This window comes from Microbacterium testaceum (assembly GCF_029761935.1).
Taxonomy (GTDB): Bacteria; Actinomycetota; Actinomycetes; order Actinomycetales; family Microbacteriaceae; genus Microbacterium; species Microbacterium testaceum_A.
Genome location: NZ_CP121699.1, coordinates 1 through 23,214 on the forward strand (window position 1 = coordinate 1; position 23,214 = coordinate 23,214).

Below are 23,214 nucleotides of genomic sequence, written 5' to 3' on the forward strand. Positions count from 1 at the left end.
TGTTCGCCCCACAGGGGAGAGCGGAGCGGCCGGAAGGCCCCGCATCGTCTCAAGTGGCGGACCACCCAAAACCTGCTCCGAATGGTGTATGGTTTTGGTTCGGTCGTTCGGCCGGTTCCCGAGGTTGATCTTTTTGAGATCCCAATGAGGTTCCGTGTGCTGGCGGCTGTCAATTGAAGTGAACTGCCTCACGGGTAGGTCGAGAGATCGTTTCTGTGGGTGCGTCCGTTCCTTGAGAACTCAACAGCGTGCACTTGTCAAATGCCAATTTTTTCCTCGTCGGTCTGACTTTTGTTGGATTGCGAGAAATTCCTTTGGATCAAAGTCCAACCCTTTTGGGGGTTGGCGTGAAATTCGTCAGTAATGATGTTTTTCTTTGGTCAGTTTCAAACTCGCTGCGGCCCCGTTTTCCCGGTGGTTGTATGCATTTCTTTTTTACGGAGAGTTTGATCCTGGCTCAGGATGAACGCTGGCGGCGTGCTTAACACATGCAAGTCGAACGGTGAAGCCAAGCTTGCTTGGTGGATCAGTGGCGAACGGGTGAGTAACACGTGAGCAACCTGCCCTGGACTCTGGGATAAGCGCTGGAAACGGCGTCTAATACTGGATATGAGACGTGATCGCATGGTCGTGTTTGGAAAGATTTTTCGGTCTGGGATGGGCTCGCGGCCTATCAGCTTGTTGGTGAGGTAATGGCTCACCAAGGCGTCGACGGGTAGCCGGCCTGAGAGGGTGACCGGCCACACTGGGACTGAGACACGGCCCAGACTCCTACGGGAGGCAGCAGTGGGGAATATTGCACAATGGGCGGAAGCCTGATGCAGCAACGCCGCGTGAGGGATGACGGCCTTCGGGTTGTAAACCTCTTTTAGCAGGGAAGAAGCGAAAGTGACGGTACCTGCAGAAAAAGCGCCGGCTAACTACGTGCCAGCAGCCGCGGTAATACGTAGGGCGCAAGCGTTATCCGGAATTATTGGGCGTAAAGAGCTCGTAGGCGGTTTGTCGCGTCTGCTGTGAAATCCCGAGGCTCAACCTCGGGCCTGCAGTGGGTACGGGCAGACTAGAGTGCGGTAGGGGAGATTGGAATTCCTGGTGTAGCGGTGGAATGCGCAGATATCAGGAGGAACACCGATGGCGAAGGCAGATCTCTGGGCCGTAACTGACGCTGAGGAGCGAAAGGGTGGGGAGCAAACAGGCTTAGATACCCTGGTAGTCCACCCCGTAAACGTTGGGAACTAGTTGTGGGGACCATTCCACGGTTTCCGTGACGCAGCTAACGCATTAAGTTCCCCGCCTGGGGAGTACGGCCGCAAGGCTAAAACTCAAAGGAATTGACGGGGACCCGCACAAGCGGCGGAGCATGCGGATTAATTCGATGCAACGCGAAGAACCTTACCAAGGCTTGACATATACGAGAACGGGCCAGAAATGGTCAACTCTTTGGACACTCGTAAACAGGTGGTGCATGGTTGTCGTCAGCTCGTGTCGTGAGATGTTGGGTTAAGTCCCGCAACGAGCGCAACCCTCGTTCTATGTTGCCAGCACGTAATGGTGGGAACTCATGGGATACTGCCGGGGTCAACTCGGAGGAAGGTGGGGATGACGTCAAATCATCATGCCCCTTATGTCTTGGGCTTCACGCATGCTACAATGGCCGGTACAAAGGGCTGCAATACCGTGAGGTGGAGCGAATCCCAAAAAGCCGGTCCCAGTTCGGATTGAGGTCTGCAACTCGACCTCATGAAGTCGGAGTCGCTAGTAATCGCAGATCAGCAACGCTGCGGTGAATACGTTCCCGGGTCTTGTACACACCGCCCGTCAAGTCATGAAAGTCGGTAACACCTGAAGCCGGTGGCCCAACCCTTGTGGAGGGAGCCGTCGAAGGTGGGATCGGTAATTAGGACTAAGTCGTAACAAGGTAGCCGTACCGGAAGGTGCGGCTGGATCACCTCCTTTCTAAGGAGCATCTGACGCCCTGTCATGGGGTTGTTCAGGCGCCGGATCAGACCGAATGTGTCTGCCGGTTAGCTCATGGGTGGAACATTTGATGGGGTCTCGTTTTGTGGGGCTTTCTGCTGAGTACGTCGCTTTGGTGACGGGAAAGGTGGGGGGTTTCGTTGGCGGGGCATGCACGCTGTTGGGTCCTGAGGGGCCGGGCGCTGACGGGGGTCTTTGGATTCTTTGTTGGTGGCTGTTCCTCGAGGGCCTTTCTTGCGCTTGCCGGTTGGTGGGTGTGGGAGGGGTGCCGCCCGTACTTTGAGAACTACACAGTGGACGCGAGCATCTTCGACATGAGCCTTTTGGTTTGTGTCGTGAAGATGATCTTAAAGATCATTAGTCAATTTTTTGACGATTCAACTCATGTGATTTCAAGTCTTTAAGAGCAAACGGTGGATGCCTTGGCATCTGGAGCCGAAGAAGGACGTAGCAATCTGCGATAAGCCTCGGGGAGCTGATAAGCGAGTTTTGATCCGAGGGTGTCCGAATGGGGAAACCCCGCCAGGGCGCGTGCGTACCTGGTGACTCCCGCCTGAATATATAGGGCGGGTAGAGGGAACGTGGGGAAGTGAAACATCTCAGTACCCACAGGAAGAGAAAGCAAAAGCGATTCCGTAAGTAGTGGCGAGCGAAACCGGAAGAGGCTAAACCTAGCGTGTGTGATAGCCGGCAGGCGTTGCATGTTGGGGGTTGTGGGACTTTTCTGATTGTTCTGCCGAATGATCGACGTGACAAGAGGGTATAGACGAACGGTTTTGAATGGCCGGTCATAGAGGGTGCGAACCCCGTAGTCGAAATGCCTGTTCTTGGCGTGAAGAGTATCCCAAGTAGCACGGGGCCCGAGAAATCCCGTGTGAATCTGTCAGGACCACCTGATAAGCCTAAATACTCCCAGATGACCGATAGCGGACAAGTACCGTGAGGGAAAGGTGAAAAGTACCCCGGGAGGGGAGTGAAATAGTACCTGAAACCGTTTGCTTACAAACCGTTGGAGCCTCCTTAGTAGGGGTGACAGCGTGCCTTTTGAAGAATGAGCCTGCGAGTTAGCGATACGTGGCGAGGTTAACCCGAGTGGGGTAGCCGTAGCGAAAGCGAGTCTGAATAGGGCGATTCAGTCGCGTGTCCTAGACCCGAAGCGAAGTGATCTATCCATGGCCAGGTTGAAGCGACGGTAAGACGTCGTGGAGGACCGAACCCACTTAGGTTGAAAACTGAGGGGATGAGCTGTGGATAGGGGTGAAAGGCCAATCAAACTTCGTGATAGCTGGTTCTCTCCGAAATGCATTTAGGTGCAGCGTTGCGTGTTTCTTGCCGGAGGTAGAGCTACTGGATGGCCGATGGGCCCTACAAGGTTACTGACGTCAGCCAAACTCCGAATGCCGGTAAGTGAGAGCGCAGCAGTGAGACTGTGGGGGATAAGCTTCATAGTCGAGAGGGAAACAACCCAGACCACCAACTAAGGTCCCTAAGCGCGTGCTAAGTGGGAAAGGATGTGGAGTTGCTTTGACAACCAGGAGGTTGGCTTAGAAGCAGCCACCCTTGAAAGAGTGCGTAATAGCTCACTGGTCAAGTGATTCCGCGCCGACAATGTAACGGGGCTCAAGCACGCCACCGAAGTTGTGGCATTGACATTTTTGGTAGGCCTTCGTGGTCCAGCCGTGTTGATGGGTAGGAGAGCGTCGTGTGGCGAGTGAAGCGGCGGGGTGACCCAGCCGTGGACGCTACACGAGTGAGAATGCAGGCATGAGTAGCGAAAGACGTGTGAGAAACACGTCCTCCGAAAGACCAAGGGTTCCAGGGTCAAGCTAATCTTCCCTGGGTAAGTCGGGACCTAAGGCGAGGCCGACAGGCGTAGTCGATGGACAACGGGTTGATATTCCCGTACCGGCGAAGAACCGCCCAAGCTAATCCAGTGGTGCTAAGAGTCCTAGCTCGGAATGTTGTTGATCCCTTCGGGGTGAGACGCGTCCGTGTGAACGCTCGACCCCATGCTGGTGCGGCTAGCGTATTAACAGGTGTGACGCAGGAAGGTAGCCCAAGCCAGGCGATGGTAGTCCTGGTGCAAGTGCGTAGGCCGAGTGATAGGCAAATCCGTCACTCATTACGGCTGAGACACGATGCGGATAAAAAGTGGGTGATCCTATGCTGCCGAGAAAAGCATCGACGCGAGGTTCTAGCTGCCCGTACCCCAAACCGACTCAGGTGGTCAGGTAGAGAATACCAAGGAGATCGAGAGAATCGTGGTTAAGGAACTCGGCAAAATGCCCCCGTAACTTCGGGAGAAGGGGGGCCATCCACTTATTAGGACTTGCTCCGAAAGGGTGTGGTGGCCGCAGAGACTAGTGGGTAGCGACTGTTTACTAAAAACACAGGTCCGTGCCAAGTCGCAAGACGATGTATACGGACTGACGCCTGCCCGGTGCTGGAAGGTTAAGAGGACCGGTTAGCCGCAAGGCGAGGCTGAGAATTTAAGCCCCAGTAAACGGCGGTGGTAACTATAACCATCCTAAGGTAGCGAAATTCCTTGTCGGGTAAGTTCCGACCTGCACGAATGGCGTAACGACTTCCCAACTGTCTCAACCGCGAACTCGGCGAAATTGCATTACGAGTAAAGATGCTCGTTACGCGCAGCAGGACGGAAAGACCCCGTGACCTTTACTACAGCTTGGTATTGGTGTTCGGTGTGGCTTGTGTAGGATAGGTGGGAGACGGTGAAGCATTCACGCCAGTGAGTGTGGAGTCATTGTTGAAATACCACTCTGGTCACTCTGGATATCTAACTTAGGACCGTGATCCGGTTCAGGGACAGTGCCTGGTGGGTAGTTTAACTGGGGCGGTTGCCTCCCAAAATGTAACGGAGGCGCCCAAAGGTTCCCTCAACCTGGTTGGCAATCAGGTGGCGAGTGTAAGTGCACAAGGGAGCTTGACTGTGAGACTGACAGGTCGAGCAGGGACGAAAGTCGGGACTAGTGATCCGGCAGTGGCTTGTGGAAGCGCTGTCGCTCAACGGATAAAAGGTACCTCGGGGATAACAGGCTGATCTTGCCCAAGAGTCCATATCGACGGCATGGTTTGGCACCTCGATGTCGGCTCGTCGCATCCTGGGGCTGGAGTAGGTCCCAAGGGTTGGGCTGTTCGCCCATTAAAGCGGTACGCGAGCTGGGTTTAGAACGTCGTGAGACAGTTCGGTCCCTATCCGCTGCGCGCGTAGGAAGTTTGAGAGGATCTGACCCTAGTACGAGAGGACCGGGTTGGACGAACCTCTGGTGTGTCAGTTGTTCCGCCAGGAGCACCGCTGATTAGCTACGTTCGGGATGGATAACCGCTGAAAGCATCTAAGCGGGAAGCCGGCCTCAAGATGAGACTTCCATACCATTTATGGTGAGAGGCTCCCAGCCAGACTACTGGGTTGATAGGCCGGATGTGGAAGCGTAGTAATACGTGAAGCTGACCGGTACTAATAAGCCGATGACTTGATAACACACCTGTTTTTGGTGCTTGCGTCCACTGAGTGGTTCTCGATGTACGGTCGGGAACTCAACAATGATCATGTCGTTGTTGGTTTTTGAAACATCAATAGTGTTTCGGCGGCCATAGCGAGAGGGAAACGCCCGGTTACATTCCGAACCCGGAAGCTAAGCCTCTCAGCGCCGATGGTACTGCAGGGGGGACCCTGTGGGAGAGTAGGACACCGCCGGACTTCTTTTCGTCGAAATGGCCACCCAAAGTTGGGTGGCCATTTCGCATTTACGGGCACACTTCCCCGGTGATCGACCCCGGGTCGAACCCCCGGGGATTGGGTTTCAGCGTCGGTGCCCACACCACCCAGAAAAGGGTGGGTGTGGGCACCGGCGCTTCGCCGTACCCCGGCATATCAATGGGGGCGACCCCGGGTCTACGCTGACGGCACCGAGAAGGGACGCCGTCATGCTCTACACACACCTGGGGGTCGAGCCCCGGATCCACCCCGACGCCGCCATCGCCCCCACGGCGGTGATCAGCGGCGACGTGAGGATAGGCGCCGGATGCCAAGTTCTCCACGGCGCGGTGGTCACGTCCGAGGGGAGCCCCGTCGTCCTCGGCGACGACTCCATCGTGATGGAGAACGCCCTCGTGCGCGCGAGCTCGGCGCACGCCGTCCACGTCGGTGCCCACACCCTGATCGGCCCGATGGCGAGCATCGCTGGCGCCGACATCGGCGAAGAGGTCTTCCTCGCGACGGGCACGCGCATCTTCAACGGCGCGGTGGTGGGCGATCGCAGCGAAGTGCGGATCAACGCCGTCGTGCACGTGCGAACCCTGCTGCCCCCGGACACCGTCGTCCCGATCGCCTGGGTGGCCGTGGGGGATCCCCTGCAGATCCTCCCTCCCGACCGGCACGAGGAGATCTGGGCCGCACAGAAGGAACTCGACTTCCCGGGTTACGTCTTCGCCTTGGATCGGCAGACGCCCGATCTCATGGTGCAGCTCACGGAACGCTACGGTCGAAGCCTGTCGCGGCACCGGACGGATCGACGCGTGGACCACGAGACCGTCGACATCACGAAAGACGCGCCGCCCCTCTGAGAGAGGAGCGGCGCGCCGTATCGGTCCTGAACGTCAGCCGGTGTTCTGCAGACCGGCGGCCACTCCGCTCACCGACAGCAGCAGGAGGCGCTGGTGTTCGGCATCCGGAGTCGGGTTGTCGGCGTCCGCATCCCGCAGCGCGCGCAGAGCCCGGAGCTGCAGAAGCGAGAGCGCGTCGACGTAGGGACTGCGCATCTTGACGGCGCGCTGGAGGATGGGCTTGTTGCCCAGCAGATCGCCTCCGGTGATGCGCTCGACCCAGGATCGGGTGAGGAGCATCTCGTCCATCACGAGCTGCGCGAGGTCGTCGCGGTCGCCGAGGGCCAGGTAGCGGCGGGCGATGCGCTCGTCGGCCTTGGCGAGGCTCATGGCGACGTTGTCGATCATCGTGCGGAACAGCGGCCACTGCTCGTACGCGTCGCGCAGACGCTGTTCGTCGCCCACAGCGTCGAGGGCCGTGCCCAGACCGAACCAGCCGGCGAGGTTGATGCGCGCCTGCGTCCACGAGAACACCCACGGGATGGCGCGGAGATCCTCGAGCGATTCGACCGACAGACCGCGTCGCGCGGGACGCGAACCGAGCGCCAGATGTCCGAGTTCTTCCATCGGGGTGACCGTGGCGAACCACGGTGCGAAGCCCGGAGCCTTGACGAGGGCGAAGAACCGCTCGCGCGAAGCGACGTCCATCGTGCTCGCCACGTCGGCGAACGCCTCGGCGGCGCCACGATTGCGACGTTCGATCGAGGGGGAGGATGCCGTGAGAACGGCGGCCGCCACCTGATCGATGTGACGCATGGCGATGTCCGCGTCGCCGTACCGAGCGAAGATGACCTCGCCCTGCTCGGTGAGCTTGAACCGGCCGTCCACCGAGTGGGGCGGCTGCGCGAGGATCGCGGAGTTGGCGGGCCCACCGCCGCGGCCCAGGGCTCCGCCGCGACCGTGGAACAGCGTCAGTTCGATGCCCTCGGCCTGGGCCCACGTGGAGATCTCGGCCTGGGCCTCGTAGAGGGCGAGGTTCGCCGCGACCGGGCCGACGTCCTTCGACGAGTCGGAGTAGCCGAGCATGACCTCGAGGCGGCGACCCGTGGCATCCAGTCGGCTCACGAACGAGGGGTGCGACACGATCTCGGCCAGGATGCCGGGAGCCGCCTGCAGGTCGGCGAAGGTCTCGAACAGCGGGATGACATCGAGCACCGGAAGCGTCTCGCCCGGGCCCATCGCGTACGAGGCGAGCTCGTGCACGTTGGCGAGGTCTTCGGCCGACTGCGTGAAGGACACGATGTAGCGTCCGGCGGCGCGCGGCCCGAAGCGCTCCTGCACGTACGCGATCGAGCGGAAGACCTCGAGGACCTCGTCGGTCTGCTCGCTCCGGGCTCCGCCGGCGCGCAGCTCGTCGAGGACCTTGCGGTGCACGGCGGAGTGCTGACGCACCTCGAGCTCGGTCAGGTGGAAGCCGTAGGTCTCGACCTGCCACACGAGACGCTGCAGGGCGCCGTAGGCCTGACGAGCGGCACCCGCCGCCACCAGCGAATCCTGCACGGTGCGCAGGTCGGCGAGCAGGTGCTCGGGGTCGCGGTACGCGAGGTCGGCGTTGCGGGTACGGGTCGCCGCGATCTTGCGGGCGAGCAGCAGCAGGATCCGCCGGTGCGGTTCGTCGGGGGAGCGCTCGGCGATCTCGGCCGCCGCGTCCTCGTCGGCGGCGCGCAAGCGGTGCCACAGCGCGACAAGAGCGTCGCTGGGCGGGGTGCTCTCGGCATCCAGGGTCAAACCGCGCCCCACGCGCTGGGTCGTGCGCTCGAGCCCGAGGAGCACGTGCTCGCTCGCGATCGCGGCGGCCTTGCGGGTGACGGATGCCGTGACGAAGGGGTTTCCGTCACGGTCGCCGCCGACCCACGAGCCGACGCGCACGAACGGCTTGACGATCGGCGCGCGGGATCCGGCGTTCTCGCCCTGCAGGATGTCGTCGATGCGGCGGTAGACGCGCGGGACCGCGGTGTAGAGCGTCTCGTCGAACACGGACATGACGGAGCGGACCTCGTCGACGGGCGACGGTTTCTCACGCCGTAGAGGGGCGGTGCGCCAGAGCGTGTCGATCTCTTCGAGCATGCGACGCTCGGCACGACGGCTCTCGGTGCCACCCGCGGAGGCGTCGTCGTGCTCCGACAGCAGCTCGGACAGACGTCGGATGCTGGTCGATATCGCGCGGCGGCGGGCCTCGGTGGGGTGCGCGGTGAAGACCGGGTGGAAGCGGAGCGCCTGGAGGCGTGCGAGCGCCGTCTCTTCGCCGACCTCGCTCGAGAGCCGCTCGAAAGCGCTCGCGATCGTGTCGGGGGTGCCGCTGCGCGAGGGATGATCGCCACGCTCGCGCAGCACGCGGACGCGCTGGTGCTCCTCGACGAGGTTCACGAGATGGAAGTAGGCCGTGAAGGCCCGGGCCACCTCGTCCGCCCGCTCGATCGAGAAGCCGTCGGCGATCGCGGCCGCCCGTTCGAACGCCTCGGGCGTCTCGTCGGTGTAGGCCTGGATCGTCGCCGATCGCAGTCGCTCGACGTCGTCGTACAGTCCGGGGGAGCCGCTCTCCTGAAGGACGCGGCCCAGGAGCGATCCCAGCAGGCGCACATCGGCACGCATCTGTTCGGGGAGCTCCTGGCCGGCTTCGAAGCGGCCCACGAGGTCGATGGCCTCGGTCGGGGTCAGTTCACGCACACGCCCCAGATTATCGGCGTCGAGGGCGCACCGATTCACGTGTAACGGCATGCGACCGTCCGACGGGTCGAGCACCGGACGATCTCCGGCCGCGCCCGGGTGTCACCGCAGTGATTCGGGGCGCGGGGGCTCGGCATCCCGAAATCTCCGGCGTACGGCACGGGCGGGCGCCGCGCGCCTCGGCGCGGGGGATACTCGTGGCGAGCGGACCGCCGGGCCCGCCGAAGGAGGAACCGTGAGCGACGACGCCCTGCGCGAGGCCGCCGACACCATGCGAACCGTGCGCGCGCGCTGCGCCTGGACGCGGACCATCGACCACCGCGACCTCGTGCCGTACCTCGTCGAAGAGAGTGCCGAGGTCATCGACGCCGTCGAGTCCGGCACGCGCGCCGACCTGCGCGAGGAGCTCGGCGACCTGCTCTGGCAGGTCCTGTTCCACGCCGAGATCGCCGCGGGCGATGCCGACGATCCCTTCGACATCGACGACGTCGCCCGGGGACTCACCGAGAAGATGGTGCGGCGGCATCCGCACGTGTTCGCGGATGCCGTGGCCACCACACCCGAAGAGGTGCTGGTGCACTGGAATGCGGCCAAGGCCGCCGAGAAGAGCACGCGCACCAGCGTGCTCGACGGGGTCAGCGACCACATGCCCGCTCTCGCCCTCGCGCAGAAGGTGATGGGGAAGGCCGCGCAGGTCGGTGTTTGCGCGCCGACGCATCACCTGGCCGACCCCGCGACCGAAGCGGAGCTCGGCGACGCGCTGCTGACCCTCGTGCATCTGGCGCGCTCGCGCGGCTGGGACGCCGAGCGCGCCCTGCGCGAACGCGTGCGCGACCTGCGGACCGAGGTGCGTGAGGCGGAGGCGGGCCCGCGATGACGGGCTCCGCGCGAGCGCACACGGTCCGGTGCGGCCGGAGCGGGTGATCTCCACCGCCGGCGGGCGACGCGCCGGACGACGGACCGCCCGCGTCGCTCTGGAAGAATGGGGCCGTGGCATCCGTGAACCCGCCGCGCGGCATGCGCGACTTCCTCCCCGCTGACAAGGCCCGTCGCGAGCGCGTGCTCGCCGTCATCCGCGAGCGTTACCGCGCCCACGGCTTCGACGAGATCGAGACCCCCGTCGTGGAGGACTACGACCGCCTGCACGCGGGGATCGGCGGCGACAACGAGAAGCTGTCGTTCAGCATCCTCAAGCGGGGGATGGATGCCGAGGGCATCCACGCCGCCGCCGACGACCCTGCCGCGCTGGCCGACCTGGGCCTGCGCTACGACCTCACCGTGCCCCTCGCCCGGTTCTACGCCACGCACCGCGCACAGCTTCCTACGGTGTTCCGTTCGATCCAGATCGCCCCGGTCTGGCGCGCCGAGCGCCCGCAGAAGGGGCGCTACCGCCAGTTCGTGCAGTGCGACATCGACATCATCGGCGACGCCTCGGCGCGTGCCGAGGCCGAACTGATGACCGCGAGCCTCGACGTCCTCGACGCGCTGGGTCTCGAGGGCGGGTCGATCCGCGTCAACGACCGGCGCGCCCTCGACGCGGTGCTCGACGTCTTCGGCTTCGCGCCCGATGAGCGCCCGGGGGTGCTCATCACGATCGACAAGCTCGACAAGGTCGGCCCCTCGGGGGTGGTGGAAGAGCTGCGCGGACGCGGGGTGAACGCCTCGGCCGTCGACGCTTTCGCCGCCTACCTGGAGCGGCCCGCGGCCGAGCCGTCGTTCGATGAGCCCGGCATCCGCGCGGCGCTGCCCGACGGCATCCCGGACGAGGTCGTCGCGCACCTCGTCGATCTCGGCGACACGGTGGCCGCCGCGCGCGGGGGAGCAGTTCCCCTGGTCTTCGACCCGTTCCTCGTGCGGGGCATGGGCTACTACACGGGCACGATCTTCGAGCTCGCCCACCCGAGCGTCGACTACTCGCTCGGCGGCGGCGGCCGGTACGACGGCATGATCGGGCGCTTCCTCGGCCAGCAGGTTCCGGCCGTGGGCTTCTCGATCGGGTTCGAGCGCATCGTCGACCTGCTGCCGGCCACCGACGCCGGCGGCGAGCGCGCGGTCGTCCTCGTCCACGATCGCGACGTGCCGTTCGCACGACTGCTCGCGCTGAAGACGGCGCTCATCGCCGACGGCGCACGCGTGCGCGTGGAGCAACGCGCGAAGAACATGAAAGCGTTGCTCGAGCGTTCCGCAGCGGACGGCTACGCCTCGTTCGCGAGCGTGAACGCCGACACGACCCCCGAGTCCCTCGAGCTCAAACCGCTCGCCTGACGACGACGGGAGGGGATGCCGGCCCTCGCTGCCGTGCCCCGATCCACGGCGCGTGGGCCGGGGTCACGCCACCGCGCTGATGGGGGCTTCGGCCGGGTCGTCCGCGGCGAGGCGTTCCAGGCGAGCCGCGGTCTCGGCATCGCGCGGAGAGAACCACACCACACGCGAGCCCAGACCATCGTCGATCCAGAGACTGGACATCTCGAGGTGGAGTTCGCCCACGCGGGCGTGGACGAGGTGCTTGTTCGCGTTGCGTTCTCCCCCGACGTCGCCGAGCCGCCACAGTTCGGCGAAGCGCGGGGACTCCTCCTCGAGTTCGGCGACGAAACGCTGCCAGGAGGGTTCCTCGTGGTGGCGGCCGTACGCGGCGCGTAGGCGCGCGGCGATCCTCCGCTGGGCGTGGTCGAGCTCGACGTGCGAACGCTGCCACTCGGAATCGGTGAACAGCAGAACGGCGCAGTTGCGTCGCTCGGCGGGCATCTCGTCGAGGTCGTCGAAGAGGTACCGGTACGCGCGGTTGTAGGCGCGGATGTCGAAGCGCGCGGTCTGGACCGCGGCCGGGTAGGGGAGGAGCTTCTCGAGCAGGTCGAGATGGGTGGCTCCGACGCACAGCCGTGCCTCGCGGTCGGGCACCGGTAGGTCGGCGAGGGCGAACAGGTGGTCTCGCTCGTCATCGCTCAGCCGGAGTGCACGCGCGATCGCGGCGACCACCTGGGCGGAGGCCGCGATCGGACGCCCCTGCTCGAGCCAGGTGTACCAGGTCAGCCCCACCCCGGCGAGCTGTGCGACCTCTTCGCGGCGCAGGCCAGCGACGCGGCGTCGTGTCCCCTCGGGAAGCCCCACGTCGGAGGGGCGGAGGCGCGCTCGTCTGCTGCGCAGGAACCCCGCGAATTCGGCGCGCACATCGTCGGATCGAGTCATGGCATCCCTCCCTCTCCGGCGATCATAGGACGCGCTCCCGCCATCGCGACGTCGGAGGGGAGTGGTGCCACTACCAGGATGAGCGCACTCCTGGTACCAGGATGCGATGGCCCGCAGGCTGGCACCATGACGACTTCCGCACACCCCGGCACCGGGACCGCTCCGGTGCCCATCCGCCCCGGCGCCTCCGCCGAGGTGCCCACGTGGCGCTACCTCGGATTCCTCCTGGGGCCCGGGGCGGGTACCTTCGCCTTCAACGCGGTGACCGTGATCCTGCCAACTCTCCGTGAGCGGTTCGGGGCGGGGGACGTCGCCCTCGAGCTCGTGATCGCGGGGTACGGCATCCCGTTCGCCGTGCTCCTCATCCTGGGCGGCCGACTGGGCGATCGCTTCGGGCGGCACCGTCTCTACGTCGTCGGGATGGGGCTCTTCCTCATCTCGGCGATCGCCTGCGCCCTCGCACCGTCGATCGAGACGCTCATCGCCGCCCGGATCGTGCAGGGAGTCGGAGCGGCGCTCTGCACACCCCAGGTGCTCGCGACGATCCAGGCGACATCGCAGGGCGCGGCGCGCACCCGCGCGATCGCCGCGTTCGGGGCGAGCGGCGGCATCGGCGCCGCCGTCGGCCAGGTCGCGGGAGGGGCACTGGCAGCCTTGTCGTTCGGGCCGGTCGAGGGATGGCGCGCGGTCTTCGTGGTCGTCGCGCTCATCGCCGTCGCCGCGATCTCGCTCGCCCCTCTGGCACCGCGCTCCCGCGCGCACGAGGTCGTCGCGATCGACCTGGTGGGCACGGCGGCGCTCGGCCTCGGCATCCTGGCTGTCTCGGTGGCGCTGACCTTCGGTCCGGTCTGGAACTGGTCGTGGCCCGTGGCGGTCGCGCTGGTCGTCGCGGCGGTGTCTCTGGGGGCGATGTGGATGCACCAGAACGCGATCGAACGCTCGGGCCGGGTCCCCCTGCTGCCGCCCAGCGTGCTGCGACTGCGGCCCCTGCAGTTGGGCCTGGCCGCCGCGGCGCTCTTCTTCGCCGGGTACTCGGCCCTGCTCTACGTCTTCCCGCGCGCGGTCGAGGCCGGAGGGCTGTCGTCACTCGAGGCCGGGATGGCTCTCTTGCCGTTCGCCGTCGTGTTCGCCGCGATGTCGCTGGCCGTCGCTCGCATCCAGGCCAAGATCGGGGACTCGACCCTCGTGCTCGGCGTCTCGATGCAGATCGTCGCGCTCGTCGGAATGGCGGTGACGCTCGTCTTCGGGTGGGGGCACGACATCGGCCTGTGGCTGCAGCCCGCTCTCGTCGTGCTCGGGGTGGGGCAGGCGCTCATCTTCTCGCCGCTCACCCAGCTCGTGGTGCGCGAGGTGCCCGTCGAGGCTGCCGGCCTGTCGGGCGGGATGTTCAGCACCGCGCAGCAGCTCGCCCTCTCGTTCGGTGTGATCGTCATCGGAGGGATCGTGACGCTCACCGGCGTCGCCGGCCGCACCGAGCTGCTCGCGGGGCTCGCCCTCGACATCGTGCTGGCGGTGGCCGTGCTCGCTCTCGCCGTAGCCCTGCGCGCGCGGAGCCGGTCGGCGGCGCGGTGAGTCGCGGCATCCCGTCTCGATGGTGTTCACGGGATGCCGGGAGCCCGACGTCTCCCCATCGTCACGGCGCGTCCACCGCTCGTTCACCGCGGGCGGGTGTCATCGGAGGATGCGAACGCGTCGACCGGTGACCCTGACCGCGGCGTCGGTCGTCGCGCTCGCCGGCGCCGGGGCCGTGGGGCTGCGGACCCTCATCTCCCGCCAGGCGGCGATCGCCCGGCGCCGGATCGGCAAGCCCCTCGGCGAGCAGGCGCTCGACGCCGACCGCGTCTGGCGCCGCAAGAAGCACCCGGGTAAGCCGGTCGAGCTGCTCGTGCTCGGCGACTCGATCGCCGCGGGTCTCGGCGCGGGACACCGTCGAGACACGCTCGGCGCGCGGCTGGCGAAGGGCATCGCCCGCGAGGCCGGGCGTCCGGTGCGGCTGCGGACCGCCGCGGTGGTGGGTTCGGAGACCTCGGCCCTGGCCGGTCAGGTCGCCGCGCTCCCGGAGGGGTACCGGCCGGATGCCGCGGTCATCGTCGTGGGCGGGAACGACGTGACGCACCGGATACCGGCGTCGCGTTCGGCGGAGCAGCTGGAACAGGTCGTTCGCGAGTTGCGCGGGCGCGGGGTACCCGTCGTGGTCGGCACGTGTCCCGACCTCGGGACCCTCCGAGCGATCCCGCAGCCGCTGCGCGCTCTCGCGGCCCGCTCGTCGCGGCAGCTGGCGTCGGCCCAGGCCGCGGCGGTCCACCGTGCCGGAGGCCGGGTCGTGGCCCTCGCGCGGGCGGTCGGTCCGGTGTTCGCCGAGCGACCCGACGAGATGTTCAGCGAGGACCGGTTCCACCCCAGCGCACTCGGGTACCGGCGGACGGCGGACGCGCTGCTCCCGGCGGTGCTCGCGGCTCTCGAACCGGCGCGTCGGCCCGGCGCGCGCGCCGGCGATGTGCTGGACCGCGCGAGCGAGCAGAACTCCTGAATCGCTGATCGGGCGCGCACGTCCCGCGCCGGATTCCTGCGGCCCAGGCGCCACGCGCGCCGAAACCTCAGGAGTTCGGTCCGCCCCCGATCCCCGGCGGACGCATAGCTCGCGGTTCTACCGTTCTTCCACGCCTCCCATCGATGTCTTCCTCAGCACCTGGCGCGCCGATCCGATCACGCTCGGCGTGCTCTTCGTGGCATCCGCGGTCTACCTCTCGGGCGTTCGACGCGTCCGCCGACGCGGAGAGACCTGGCCCGTGCTGCGCACGATCGGCTTCTTCGCGCTCGGGCTGCTCCCCTATGCGGTGATCGAGCTCGGCTTCCTCGGGGTGTACTCGGCAGAGCTGCGGTGGGCGTTCTCGACGCGCCTCGCCCTGCTCATCTTCGCGGTCCCCGCCGGTATCGCGGCCGGGCGCCCGCTCGACCTCGTCCCCTCGGGCATCCGGGAACGCTTCCTCGCGTCGAGGATCACGCGCGTCTTCGGCAATGCGATGGTCGCCACCGTCGTCATCGCCGCGGTCTTCTGCCTCTTCCTCACCCCGATCGCCGGCATCCTGCGCGTGAATCCGGTGGTCGAGGCGTCCCTCGGGATCGTGGTGCCCCTCGTCGGGCTCGCGATGGTGCTGCCGATGATGGCGCTCGGCGCGGTCCACACCGGCACCTTCATAGCGATCGAGTTCCTGCTCGCGTTCGTCGAGCTGCTGATCGACTCGGTGCCCGGTCTGCTGATGCGTCTGAACGACAACGTGCTGGATCTGATCCCGGATGCCACGCAGGCGGTGTCGTGGTGGCCCTCGCTGCTGCACGACCAGCACCTCGCGGGCGACATGATCTGGTTCATCGCCGAGTTCGCCGACGTGCCGATCCTCGTGATCCTCATGGTCCGGTGGATGCGCAGTGACCGGGTCGAGGCCAAGGGCTTCGACGACCTTTCGGACGAGGAGTACGACGAGATGACGCGCGCCCACCTGCGCGGAGAGCGTTGACCCGCCGCTCGCACGCCGACAGGCTGGGGGAGTGCGCACCCACGAAGACGTCGACGCGTTCCTGACCGAGACCCTCATCGGGGCCGACCCCGCGGGAGAGGCCGCGCTCGCCGCCCAACACCACGCCGGGCTCCCCGCGATCGAGGTGGCTCCGGTCAACGCGAAATTCCTGCACCTGCTCACGCGGATCGCCGGCGCGCGGCGAGTGCTCGAGGTCGGCACTCTCGGTGGGTACTCGACGATCTGGTTCGCCCGGGCCGTCGGCGAGACGGGACGGGTCGTCACCATCGAGGCGGAGCCGGCGAACGCCGAGATCGCCCGCGCCAACCTCGCGCGTGCGGGAGTCGCGGAGCGGGTCGAGGTGCGCGTCGGCCGTGGAGCGGACGTGCTGCCGACCCTCGTCGACCAGGAGCCGTTCGACCTCGTCTTCGTCGACGCCGACAAGGAATCGAACGAGACCTACCTCGACTGGGCCGCGCGCCTCGGCCGACCCGGCACGGTCGTGGTGCTCGACAACGTCGTGCGCGGGGGTGAGGTCGCCGACGCCGACACGCCCGACGGCAAGGTGCAGGGCGCTCGCCGCGGCGTCCTGATGCTCGGCGCCGACCCCCGTTTCGACGCCACCGCCCTGCAGACCCTCGACCGGAAGGGGTGGGACGGGGTGGCGGTGGCGATCGTGGTGGATCCGACCGCGTCCTGACTCGGCCGCACGCCCGACGGACGGGGTCACTAGACTCGACCACGGACCGACGACGCTCCGCCCCCTCTCCACCCAAGAACCAACGAGGAGTCCTTCGTGGCACTTATCGAGGCTGTCAACGCGCGCGAGATCCTGGATTCGCGCGGTAACCCGACCGTCGAGGTGGAGGTGCTCCTCGACGACGGAATCGTCCAGCGGGCGGCCGTCCCCTCCGGCGCGTCCACCGGCGCGTTCGAGGCCTACGAGCTGCGCGACGGCGACAAGAGCCGCTACAGCGGCAAGGGCGTGCTGAAGGCCGTCGCCGCGGTCGTCGACGAGCTCGGCCCCGCCATCGAGGGCGTCGAGGCCAGCGAGCAGCGCATCATCGACGAGATCCTCATCGAGACCGACGGCACCGAGAACAAGTCGCGCACCGGCGCCAACGCCATCCTCGGCGTCTCGCTCGCCGTGGCCAAGGCCGCCGCCGACAGCGCCGACCTTCCCCTCTTCCGCTACCTCGGCGGACCCAACGCGCACCTGCTGCCCGTTCCGCTGTTCAACGTCATCAACGGTGGCGAGCACGCCGACAACGGCATCGACTTCCAGGAGTTCTTCCTGGCCCCCATCGGCGCCGAAACCTACGGTGAGTCGCTGCGCTGGGGCACCGAGGTCTACCACGTCCTCAAGGGCGAGCTGAAGTCGGCCGGCTACAACACCGGCCTCGGCGACGAGGGCGGCTTCGCCCCCGACCTGCCCAGCAACCGCGAGGGTCTCGACTTCCTGATCCGCGCGATCGAGAAGGCCGGGTTCACCCCCGGCACGGACATCGCCGTCGGCCTCGACGTCGCCGCCACCGAGTTCTACAAGGACGGTGTCTACACGGTCGAGGGCAAGGAGTGGAGCGTCGACACGCTCGTCGACTACTTCGCCGACCTCGTCGCGAACTTCCCGATCGTCACGATCGAGGACGCCCTCGCCGAGGACGACTGGGACGGTTGGAAGAAGCTGACGGATGCCATCGGCTCCAAGGTCCAGCTCGTCGGCGACGACCTGTTCGTCACCAACCCGAAGCGCCTGCAGCAGGGCATCGACCTCGGCGTCGCCAACTCGCTGCTGGTCAAGGTCAACCAGATCGGCACGCTGTCCGAGACGCTCGACGCGATCTCGCTGGCCACCCGCTCGGGCTACACCTCGATGCTCTCGCACCGCTCGGGCGAGACCGAGGACACCACCATCGCCGACCTCGCCGTCGCGGTCAACGCGGGTCAGATCAAGACCGGTGCCCCCGCGCGCAGCGAGCGCGTCGCGAAGTACAACCAGCTGCTCCGCATCGAGGAAGACCTCGGCACCGCCGCGGTCTTCGCGGGCCGCTCGGCGTTCCCCCGCTTCAAGGGCTGATCGACCGACCATCGAGGAGGGGGAGCCGCACGGTTCCCCCTCCTTCGTCGTTTTCGCTGGACGGATGCCGAGCACCCGGCGCGTCCCCAGGGGCCCCCGGGCCGGCGACGTAGACTCACTCGCGGCCCGAATGCCGGGCGGGATGACGACGGAAGGGATGCCGTGGAGCGACCGACACTGCCGCCCCGCCGTCCCGCGGCATCCGAGGCTCCGACGTCGCGCCCCAAGGCGGCGAGGAGCTCGGCGAAGGCGCCCGCGCGTCCCGTGCGACAGCCCGTGCGCCCCTCGGCCGAGGAACGCCGCGTCGACGTGCGCGAGTGGCTCGGGCGGGTGCGCATCTCGGGCTTCGTCGTGATCATGCTGGGCCTGGTCGTGCTCGGGACCTTCGTGCTCGTCCCGACGGTAGGGACGTACATGGACCAGCGTCAGCAGATCCAGGCGTTGCGGAGCGCTGTGCAGCTGAGCCAGTCCGAGGTCGCCGACCTGCAGACCCAGCGCGATCGATGGTCGGACCCCGCGTACATCCGGACACAGGCGCGCGAGCGGCTCGGGTACACCTTCCCCGGCGAGGTCGTGTACCTCATCGACAACGACCTCCCCGCTTCGGCGACACCGCAGGAGCAGGACGACGTCAGCGGAGACGTGGGGCAGACCCGTACCGACTGGATGGCGCAGCTCGTCCGCTCGGTCACCTCGTCGGGCGCCGCGCAGGTCGCCGTCCCCGACATCACAATCGGCGTCCCGGACCCGACTCCCGCGCCCGACGCCCCGGCCGGCTGAGCGGCCCCGACGGAGTGTCGGAGACCCCGGGTACCCTGGAGTCGATGACTACCGCAACGCTTCCCCCCGCCTCCGACGCCGACCTGGCCGTCCTGCAGTCGCAGCTCGGCCGTGTACCGCGCGGCGTCGTGGGGATCGCCGCGCGCTGCGTGTGCGGCAATCCGACCGTGGTGGCGACCTCGCCGCGTCTCGACGACGGCAGCCCGTTCCCCACGTTCTACTACCTCACCCACCCCGCCGCGACGGCGGCGATGTCGGTGCTCGAGGCGGGGCACGTCATGAAGGAGTTCTCCGACGAGCTCGCCGAAGACGAAGAGCTGCAACAGCAGTACCGCGCGGCCCACGAGGCTTACCTCCGCGACCGCGCAGCGTACGGCGAGCCCGAAGAGATCGCCGGCATCTCGGCCGGGGGCATGCCCACGCGCGTGAAGTGCTTGCACGCCCTGGCGGGGCACGCGCTCGCGGCCGGCCCCGGCGTCAATCCGATCGGCGACCGCGCCCTCGCGCGCGGCACCTGGTCGCCCGAGCGGTGCCAGTGCGAAAGCCCCGGGACCGGCGGATGAAGCGCGTCGTCGCCGTCGTGGCATCCGTCCTTCTCGTGACGGTGCTGAGTGGCGCGACGACCATGCCCGCGGCGGCCGTGTCGGTCCCGGCGTCGGTCAGTCCGCAGGCGCCCGCCAATCCTGTGCCTGAGGATCCGACGGACTCGGTCCGGGCGGGCGAGTACTGGCTCGACCAGTACGGCGTCCGAGAGGCCTGGAAGACGACGCGCGGCGCGGGGCAGAAGATCGCCGTCATCGACACCGGGATCGGGCGCGGTCCCGCCGAGTTCAACGGAGCCGTCGCGGGTGGCACCGACGTCTCGGGCGTGGGGGCCGCCGACGGACGCACCCCTGTCGGTGCCGTCGACGCGAACCACGGCAGCTGGGTGGCCTCTCTCGCCGCGGCGCGCGGCACCGGCAACGGTCGCGGCATGATCGGCGTGGCGCCCGAAGCCGAGCTGCTGTCCATCTCGGTCGGCTTCGGTGCTGCGAGCACCAAGCCCTTCACCGACCAGATCGCGGACGCCATCCGCTGGGCGGTCGACAACGGTGCGACTGTCATCAATATGTCCTTGACGACCAACACCCTCGACTGGGACACCAGCTGGGATACCGCTTTCGAGTACGCCTTCGACCACGACGTCGTGATCGTGGTGGCCGCGGGCAACCGGGGGAGCGGCACCGACCGCGTCGGCGCCCCGGCCACCATTCCGGGGGTGCTCGCCGTGGGAGGCGTCGACCCGACCGGCGCGGCGAGCAACGACGCGTCGACGCAGGGCATCACCATCGGGCTCTCCGCCCCGAGCGAGCGGCTCATCGGCGTCTCGGCCGACGGCACCCTGGTGCAGTGGAACGGAACGAGTGGCGCCGCCCCGATCGTCGCCGGCATCGCCGCTCTCGTCCGCGCCGCGCATCCGGGAATGGATGCCGACAACGTCCTCAACCGCCTGATCCAGACAGCGAAGCCGGCCGCGGGCGCCTCCGCGCGGCCCGACAAGCTCTACGGATACGGTCTGGTGGATGCCGCGGCCGCCGTGTCGGCGCGGGTCGAGACCGTGTCGGAGAACCCGCTGGGTAGCCTCGAGGAATGGATCCGGCTGTACCGCCGGGCGGACGCGCAGCCGTCGCCCGAGCCGAGCTCGACCCCGGTCGTCATCCCCCCGCTGCCGCCGATCGAAGCCGCGCCGGCGGCGGGCTCGCCCCTGCTACCGTCTCGCGATAGCGTTCTGTACGGATCGCTGCCGCTCGGTGCCGCCACACTGGCCGCTATAATGATTGCGCTCGGTGTCACTGCTGCTGCCCGGCGAATCCGACAGGCGCGCGTCTCCCGCGAGCCGAGCCGCACCACAAACGAGGAGTCCCTCACATCGTGACCACTACCGTGCCCAGAATCCTCATCGTCGGTGGGGGCTATGCAGGTTTCTACACCGCCTGGAAGCTCGAGAAGCTCCTCGGCCGTAACGAAGCCGACGTCACGCTCGTCGACCCGCTGCCGTACATGACGTATCAGCCCTTCCTCCCCGAGGTCGCTGCGGGCGAGATCGAGCCGCGCCACGTCGTGGTGGGCCTTCGCCGCCACCTCAAGCGCACGACGGTCATCGCGGGCAAGATCACGGGCATCTCGCACGCGACCAAGACCGCGACGATCACGCCGATCGCCGGTGACGAGACCTTCGAGCAGAGCTACGACCACATCGTCGTGACCGCCGGTGCCGTCTCGCGCACCTTCCCGATCCCCGGCATCGCCGACAACGCGATCGGACTCAAGACGATCGAAGAGGCCGTCGCCATCCGCGACCGCCTCACGTCGAACTTCGACAAGGCGTCGGTGCTGCCGGCCGGCCCCGAGCGCGACCGTCTGCTGACCGTCGTGGTCGTCGGCGGCGGATTCGCCGGTATCGAGGTCTTCGCCGAGCTCCGTGCCTACGCGTCGTCGCTGCTGAAGCAGTACCCGACCCTGTCGTTCGACGACACGCACTTCCACCTCATCGAGGCCATGGGGCGCATCATGCCCGAGGTCTCGCAGAAGACGAGCGAGTGGGTTCTCGCCGACCTCGCGAAGAAGGGTGCCTTCGTGCACCTCGACACGCAGGTCAAGGGTGCCGTCGACGGCATCGTCGAGCTCTCCACCGGTGAGAACCTCCCGACCGACCTGATCATCTGGACGGCCGGAGTCATGGCCAACCCCACGGTCGTCCGTGGCAGCGACCTCCCCGTCGAAGAGCGCGGTCGTATCCGCACCCGCCCCGACCTGCGCGTCGGAACCGACGACGAAATCGTCGAGGGTGCCTGGGCCGCCGGCGACGTTTCAGCGGTTCCCGACCTCTCGGGTGGCGGTGTCGGCGGTTTCTGCGTCCCCAACGCGCAGCACGCGGTGCGCCAGGGCAAGCTCATGGCCAAGAACCTCGTGGCCGTCCTTCGCGGCGAAGAGCCCAAGGAGTACAACCACAAGAACCTCGGCGCCGTCGCCGGCCTGGGCCTGTACAACGGTGCGTTCCAGTCGGGCAACATCGCTCTGACCGGTCTCATCGCGTGGTTCGCCCACCGTGGGTACCACGGCCTGGCCATGCCCACGTGGGAGCGCAAGTTCCGCGTGGTCGGCGACTGGATGCAGAACTTCTTCCACGGTCGCGAGGTCGTCAACCTCGAGGCCGTTCAGAAGCCGCGCGCCGCGTTCGAGGAGTTCGCCGCGCGTCCGCGTCCGGCTGCTCCCGCCGCCGAGGCCCCCGCGGCTCCGGCCGAGAAGAAGGCCGAGCCCGTCGTAGCCAAGTAAGCCCTCGTTCGAGACCCCCGCGCCCTGGGTGCGGGGGTCTCGTCGTTTCCGGATGCCGCGGGGCGACGTGCCCGCGCCGTCGTGCGCTTCGCCGGTCGAGGCGCCGGGTTGCGGGGTCCGCGCGTCGGGGTGGCTGTGCCGGGCGTGCGTGGTCGGGGCGGTGCGGCGTCTCGTCGTGGCCCCGGGGCCACCTACGACGCCCCGGGGCCACTTTCGCCGCCCCATAACGGGTGAGGAACCTCGCGCGCCGGGCGCACGGCCGCCCCGCGATACGGTGGAGGCTCGGGCCCCCGTAGCCCAATGGCAGAGGCAGGCGACTTAAAATCGCTTCAGTGTGGGTTCGAGTCCCACCGGGGGTACCAGTGCTCCGTCTCGTGGACATCGCCTGGGAGTCCCGGCCACTGCCCGTAACGCGGTGCGGCCCGCGGTTACACTGAAGGGCAACCTCTCGAACGGAGTGTGGGGACTTATGTGGGAGTGGCTCGTACCGGTCATCGTGATCGTCGGCATCCTGATCATCGCCGGCATCTACCTGTGGGCCACCTACAACGCCCTCGTCGCGCTGAACGTGCGCGTCGACGAGGCGTGGAGTGACATCACGGTCCAGCTCAAGCGACGCGCCGACCTGCTGCCCAACCTCATCGAGACGGTGAAGGGGTACGCGGCTCACGAGAAGGCCGTGTTCGAGAACGTCACGCGCGCCCGCGCCGAGACGCTCTCGGCGCAGAGCCCTGCCGAGGCCGGTGTCGCCGAGGGCCACATGCAGCAGGCGCTGAAGTCGCTGTTCGCGGTCGCCGAGGCGTACCCGCAGCTCCAGGCCAGCCAGAACTTCCTGCAGCTCCAGCACTCGATCGTCGACACCGAGGACAAGATCCAGGCGTCGCGCCGGTTCTACAACGGCGGAGTGCGCGAGCTGAACACCAAGATCAAGGTGTTCCCCAACAACCTCTTCGCCCGTCAGCTCGGCTTCCACGAGCGGGAGTTCTTCGAGGTCATCGACGGCGCCGCGATCGCCGAACCGCCCCGCGTGCAGTTCTGACGAATCGCGCCCTTTCCGCTTCGGCAGAG

The 23,214-nt window shown here is 66.8% G+C and carries 15 protein-coding genes, 1 tRNA gene and 3 rRNA genes; 17 read left to right on the forward strand and 2 right to left on the reverse strand.

Going from position 1 to position 23,214, the window contains the following annotated elements; genetic code table 11:
• Window positions 1–434: 434 nt before the first annotated feature.
• The 4 genes from QBE02_RS00005 (at window position 435) to QBE02_RS00020 (ending at window position 6,564) form a co-directional block, all read left to right on the forward strand.
• Window positions 435–1,956, forward strand: a 16S ribosomal RNA gene (locus QBE02_RS00005).
• A gap of 411 nt (window positions 1,957–2,367) precedes the next feature.
• Window positions 2,368–5,479 (forward strand): 23S ribosomal RNA (locus QBE02_RS00010).
• A 102-nt stretch (window positions 5,480–5,581) separates the two neighbouring features.
• Window positions 5,582–5,698, forward strand: a 5S ribosomal RNA gene (gene rrf / locus QBE02_RS00015).
• Together the 16S, 23S and 5S rRNA genes form the textbook arrangement of a ribosomal RNA operon.
• A 227-nt stretch (window positions 5,699–5,925) precedes the next feature.
• Window positions 5,926–6,564, forward strand: coding sequence for a gamma carbonic anhydrase family protein (locus QBE02_RS00020; protein ID WP_279366620.1), 639 nt, complete (start codon window positions 5,926–5,928; stop codon window positions 6,562–6,564).
• 33 nt (window positions 6,565–6,597) lie between these two features.
• Here QBE02_RS00020 and QBE02_RS00025 read toward each other — a convergent pair whose 3' ends face one another.
• Window positions 6,598–9,270, reverse strand: a complete 2,673-nt coding sequence (locus QBE02_RS00025) for a phosphoenolpyruvate carboxylase (RefSeq protein WP_056229956.1) — start codon at window positions 9,268–9,270, stop codon at window positions 6,598–6,600.
• Window positions 9,271–9,541: 271 nt separating this feature from the next.
• Between QBE02_RS00025 and QBE02_RS00030 the strand changes: the two genes are divergently transcribed.
• Complete coding sequence (locus tag QBE02_RS00030; RefSeq protein WP_279367831.1) at window positions 9,542–10,147, forward strand: MazG family protein; 606 nt, start codon at window positions 9,542–9,544, stop codon at window positions 10,145–10,147.
• 140 nt (window positions 10,148–10,287) lie between these two features.
• Entirely contained in the window at window positions 10,288–11,535 is a 1,248-nt protein-coding gene (hisS, locus tag QBE02_RS00035; protein WP_279367832.1) for a histidine--tRNA ligase, read from the forward strand.
• Window positions 11,536–11,598: 63 nt separating this feature from the next.
• Here hisS and QBE02_RS00040 read toward each other — a convergent pair whose 3' ends face one another.
• On the reverse strand, window positions 11,599–12,456 hold the full coding sequence (locus tag QBE02_RS00040; protein ID WP_279366621.1) for a helix-turn-helix transcriptional regulator: 858 nt from the start codon (window positions 12,454–12,456) through the stop codon (window positions 11,599–11,601).
• A gap of 126 nt (window positions 12,457–12,582) precedes the next feature.
• Here QBE02_RS00040 and QBE02_RS00045 point away from each other — a divergent pair, with 126 nt between their 5' ends.
• From QBE02_RS00045 to QBE02_RS00095, 11 genes are all read left to right on the forward strand, one after another.
• Window positions 12,583–14,028: an MFS transporter gene (locus tag QBE02_RS00045; protein WP_279366622.1), complete on the forward strand. Its 1,446-nt coding sequence runs from the start codon at window positions 12,583–12,585 to the stop codon at window positions 14,026–14,028.
• 127 nt (window positions 14,029–14,155) lie between these two features.
• Complete coding sequence (locus QBE02_RS00050; RefSeq protein WP_347710268.1) at window positions 14,156–14,986, forward strand: SGNH/GDSL hydrolase family protein; 831 nt, start codon at window positions 14,156–14,158, stop codon at window positions 14,984–14,986.
• Between the two features lie 196 nt (window positions 14,987–15,182).
• On the forward strand, window positions 15,183–15,974 hold the full coding sequence (locus QBE02_RS00055; RefSeq protein WP_279366624.1) for a cytochrome c oxidase assembly protein: 792 nt from the start codon (window positions 15,183–15,185) through the stop codon (window positions 15,972–15,974).
• A gap of 31 nt (window positions 15,975–16,005) precedes the next feature.
• On the forward strand, window positions 16,006–16,674 hold the full coding sequence (locus QBE02_RS00060; protein ID WP_279366625.1) for an O-methyltransferase: 669 nt from the start codon (window positions 16,006–16,008) through the stop codon (window positions 16,672–16,674).
• Window positions 16,675–16,770: 96 nt separating this feature from the next.
• Window positions 16,771–18,051, forward strand: coding sequence for a phosphopyruvate hydratase (gene eno, locus QBE02_RS00065; RefSeq protein WP_144785515.1), 1,281 nt, complete (start codon window positions 16,771–16,773; stop codon window positions 18,049–18,051).
• 162 nt (window positions 18,052–18,213) lie between these two features.
• A complete protein-coding gene (locus tag QBE02_RS00070) occupies window positions 18,214–18,831 on the forward strand; it encodes an FtsB family cell division protein (protein WP_279366626.1) in 618 nt (205 codons plus the stop codon).
• 44 nt (window positions 18,832–18,875) lie between these two features.
• Complete coding sequence (locus tag QBE02_RS00075; RefSeq protein WP_056230150.1) at window positions 18,876–19,394, forward strand: DUF501 domain-containing protein; 519 nt, start codon at window positions 18,876–18,878, stop codon at window positions 19,392–19,394.
• Window positions 19,391–20,746 carry a S8 family serine peptidase gene (locus tag QBE02_RS00080; protein WP_279366627.1) on the forward strand — a complete coding sequence of 452 codons (1,356 nt, stop codon included), beginning with the start codon at window positions 19,391–19,393 and terminating at the stop codon, window positions 20,744–20,746. Before QBE02_RS00075 ends, QBE02_RS00080 begins: the two co-directional genes overlap by 4 nt.
• On the forward strand, window positions 20,743–22,146 hold the full coding sequence (locus tag QBE02_RS00085; RefSeq protein ID WP_279366628.1) for an NAD(P)/FAD-dependent oxidoreductase: 1,404 nt from the start codon (window positions 20,743–20,745) through the stop codon (window positions 22,144–22,146). Before QBE02_RS00080 ends, QBE02_RS00085 begins: the two co-directional genes overlap by 4 nt.
• Before the next feature lie 286 nt (window positions 22,147–22,432).
• Window positions 22,433–22,508 (forward strand) — tRNA-Leu (locus tag QBE02_RS00090).
• A 107-nt stretch (window positions 22,509–22,615) separates the two neighbouring features.
• Complete coding sequence (locus QBE02_RS00095; protein ID WP_056229986.1) at window positions 22,616–23,185, forward strand: LemA family protein; 570 nt, start codon at window positions 22,616–22,618, stop codon at window positions 23,183–23,185.
• The last annotated feature ends 29 nt before the right edge of the window (window positions 23,186–23,214 follow it).

What these genes read in the sequence shown, in the direction of transcription:
- QBE02_RS00020 (WP_279366620.1), top strand. Translation starts at nt 5,926, where the DNA reads ATGCTCTACACACACCTGGGGGTCGAGCCCCGGATCCACCCCGACGCC.
- QBE02_RS00030 (WP_279367831.1), top strand. Translation starts at nt 9,542, where the DNA reads ATGCGAACCGTGCGCGCGCGCTGCGCCTGGACGCGGACCATCGACCAC.
- hisS (WP_279367832.1), top strand. Translation starts at nt 10,288, where the DNA reads ATGCGCGACTTCCTCCCCGCTGACAAGGCCCGTCGCGAGCGCGTGCTC.
- QBE02_RS00040 (WP_279366621.1), bottom strand. Translation starts at nt 12,456, where the DNA reads ATGACTCGATCCGACGATGTGCGCGCCGAATTCGCGGGGTTCCTGCGC.
- QBE02_RS00045 (WP_279366622.1), top strand. Translation starts at nt 12,583, where the DNA reads ATGACGACTTCCGCACACCCCGGCACCGGGACCGCTCCGGTGCCCATC.
- QBE02_RS00075 (WP_056230150.1), top strand. Translation starts at nt 18,876, where the DNA reads ATGACTACCGCAACGCTTCCCCCCGCCTCCGACGCCGACCTGGCCGTC.
- QBE02_RS00080 (WP_279366627.1), top strand. Translation starts at nt 19,391, where the DNA reads ATGAAGCGCGTCGTCGCCGTCGTGGCATCCGTCCTTCTCGTGACGGTG.
- QBE02_RS00095 (WP_056229986.1), top strand. Translation starts at nt 22,616, where the DNA reads ATGTGGGAGTGGCTCGTACCGGTCATCGTGATCGTCGGCATCCTGATC.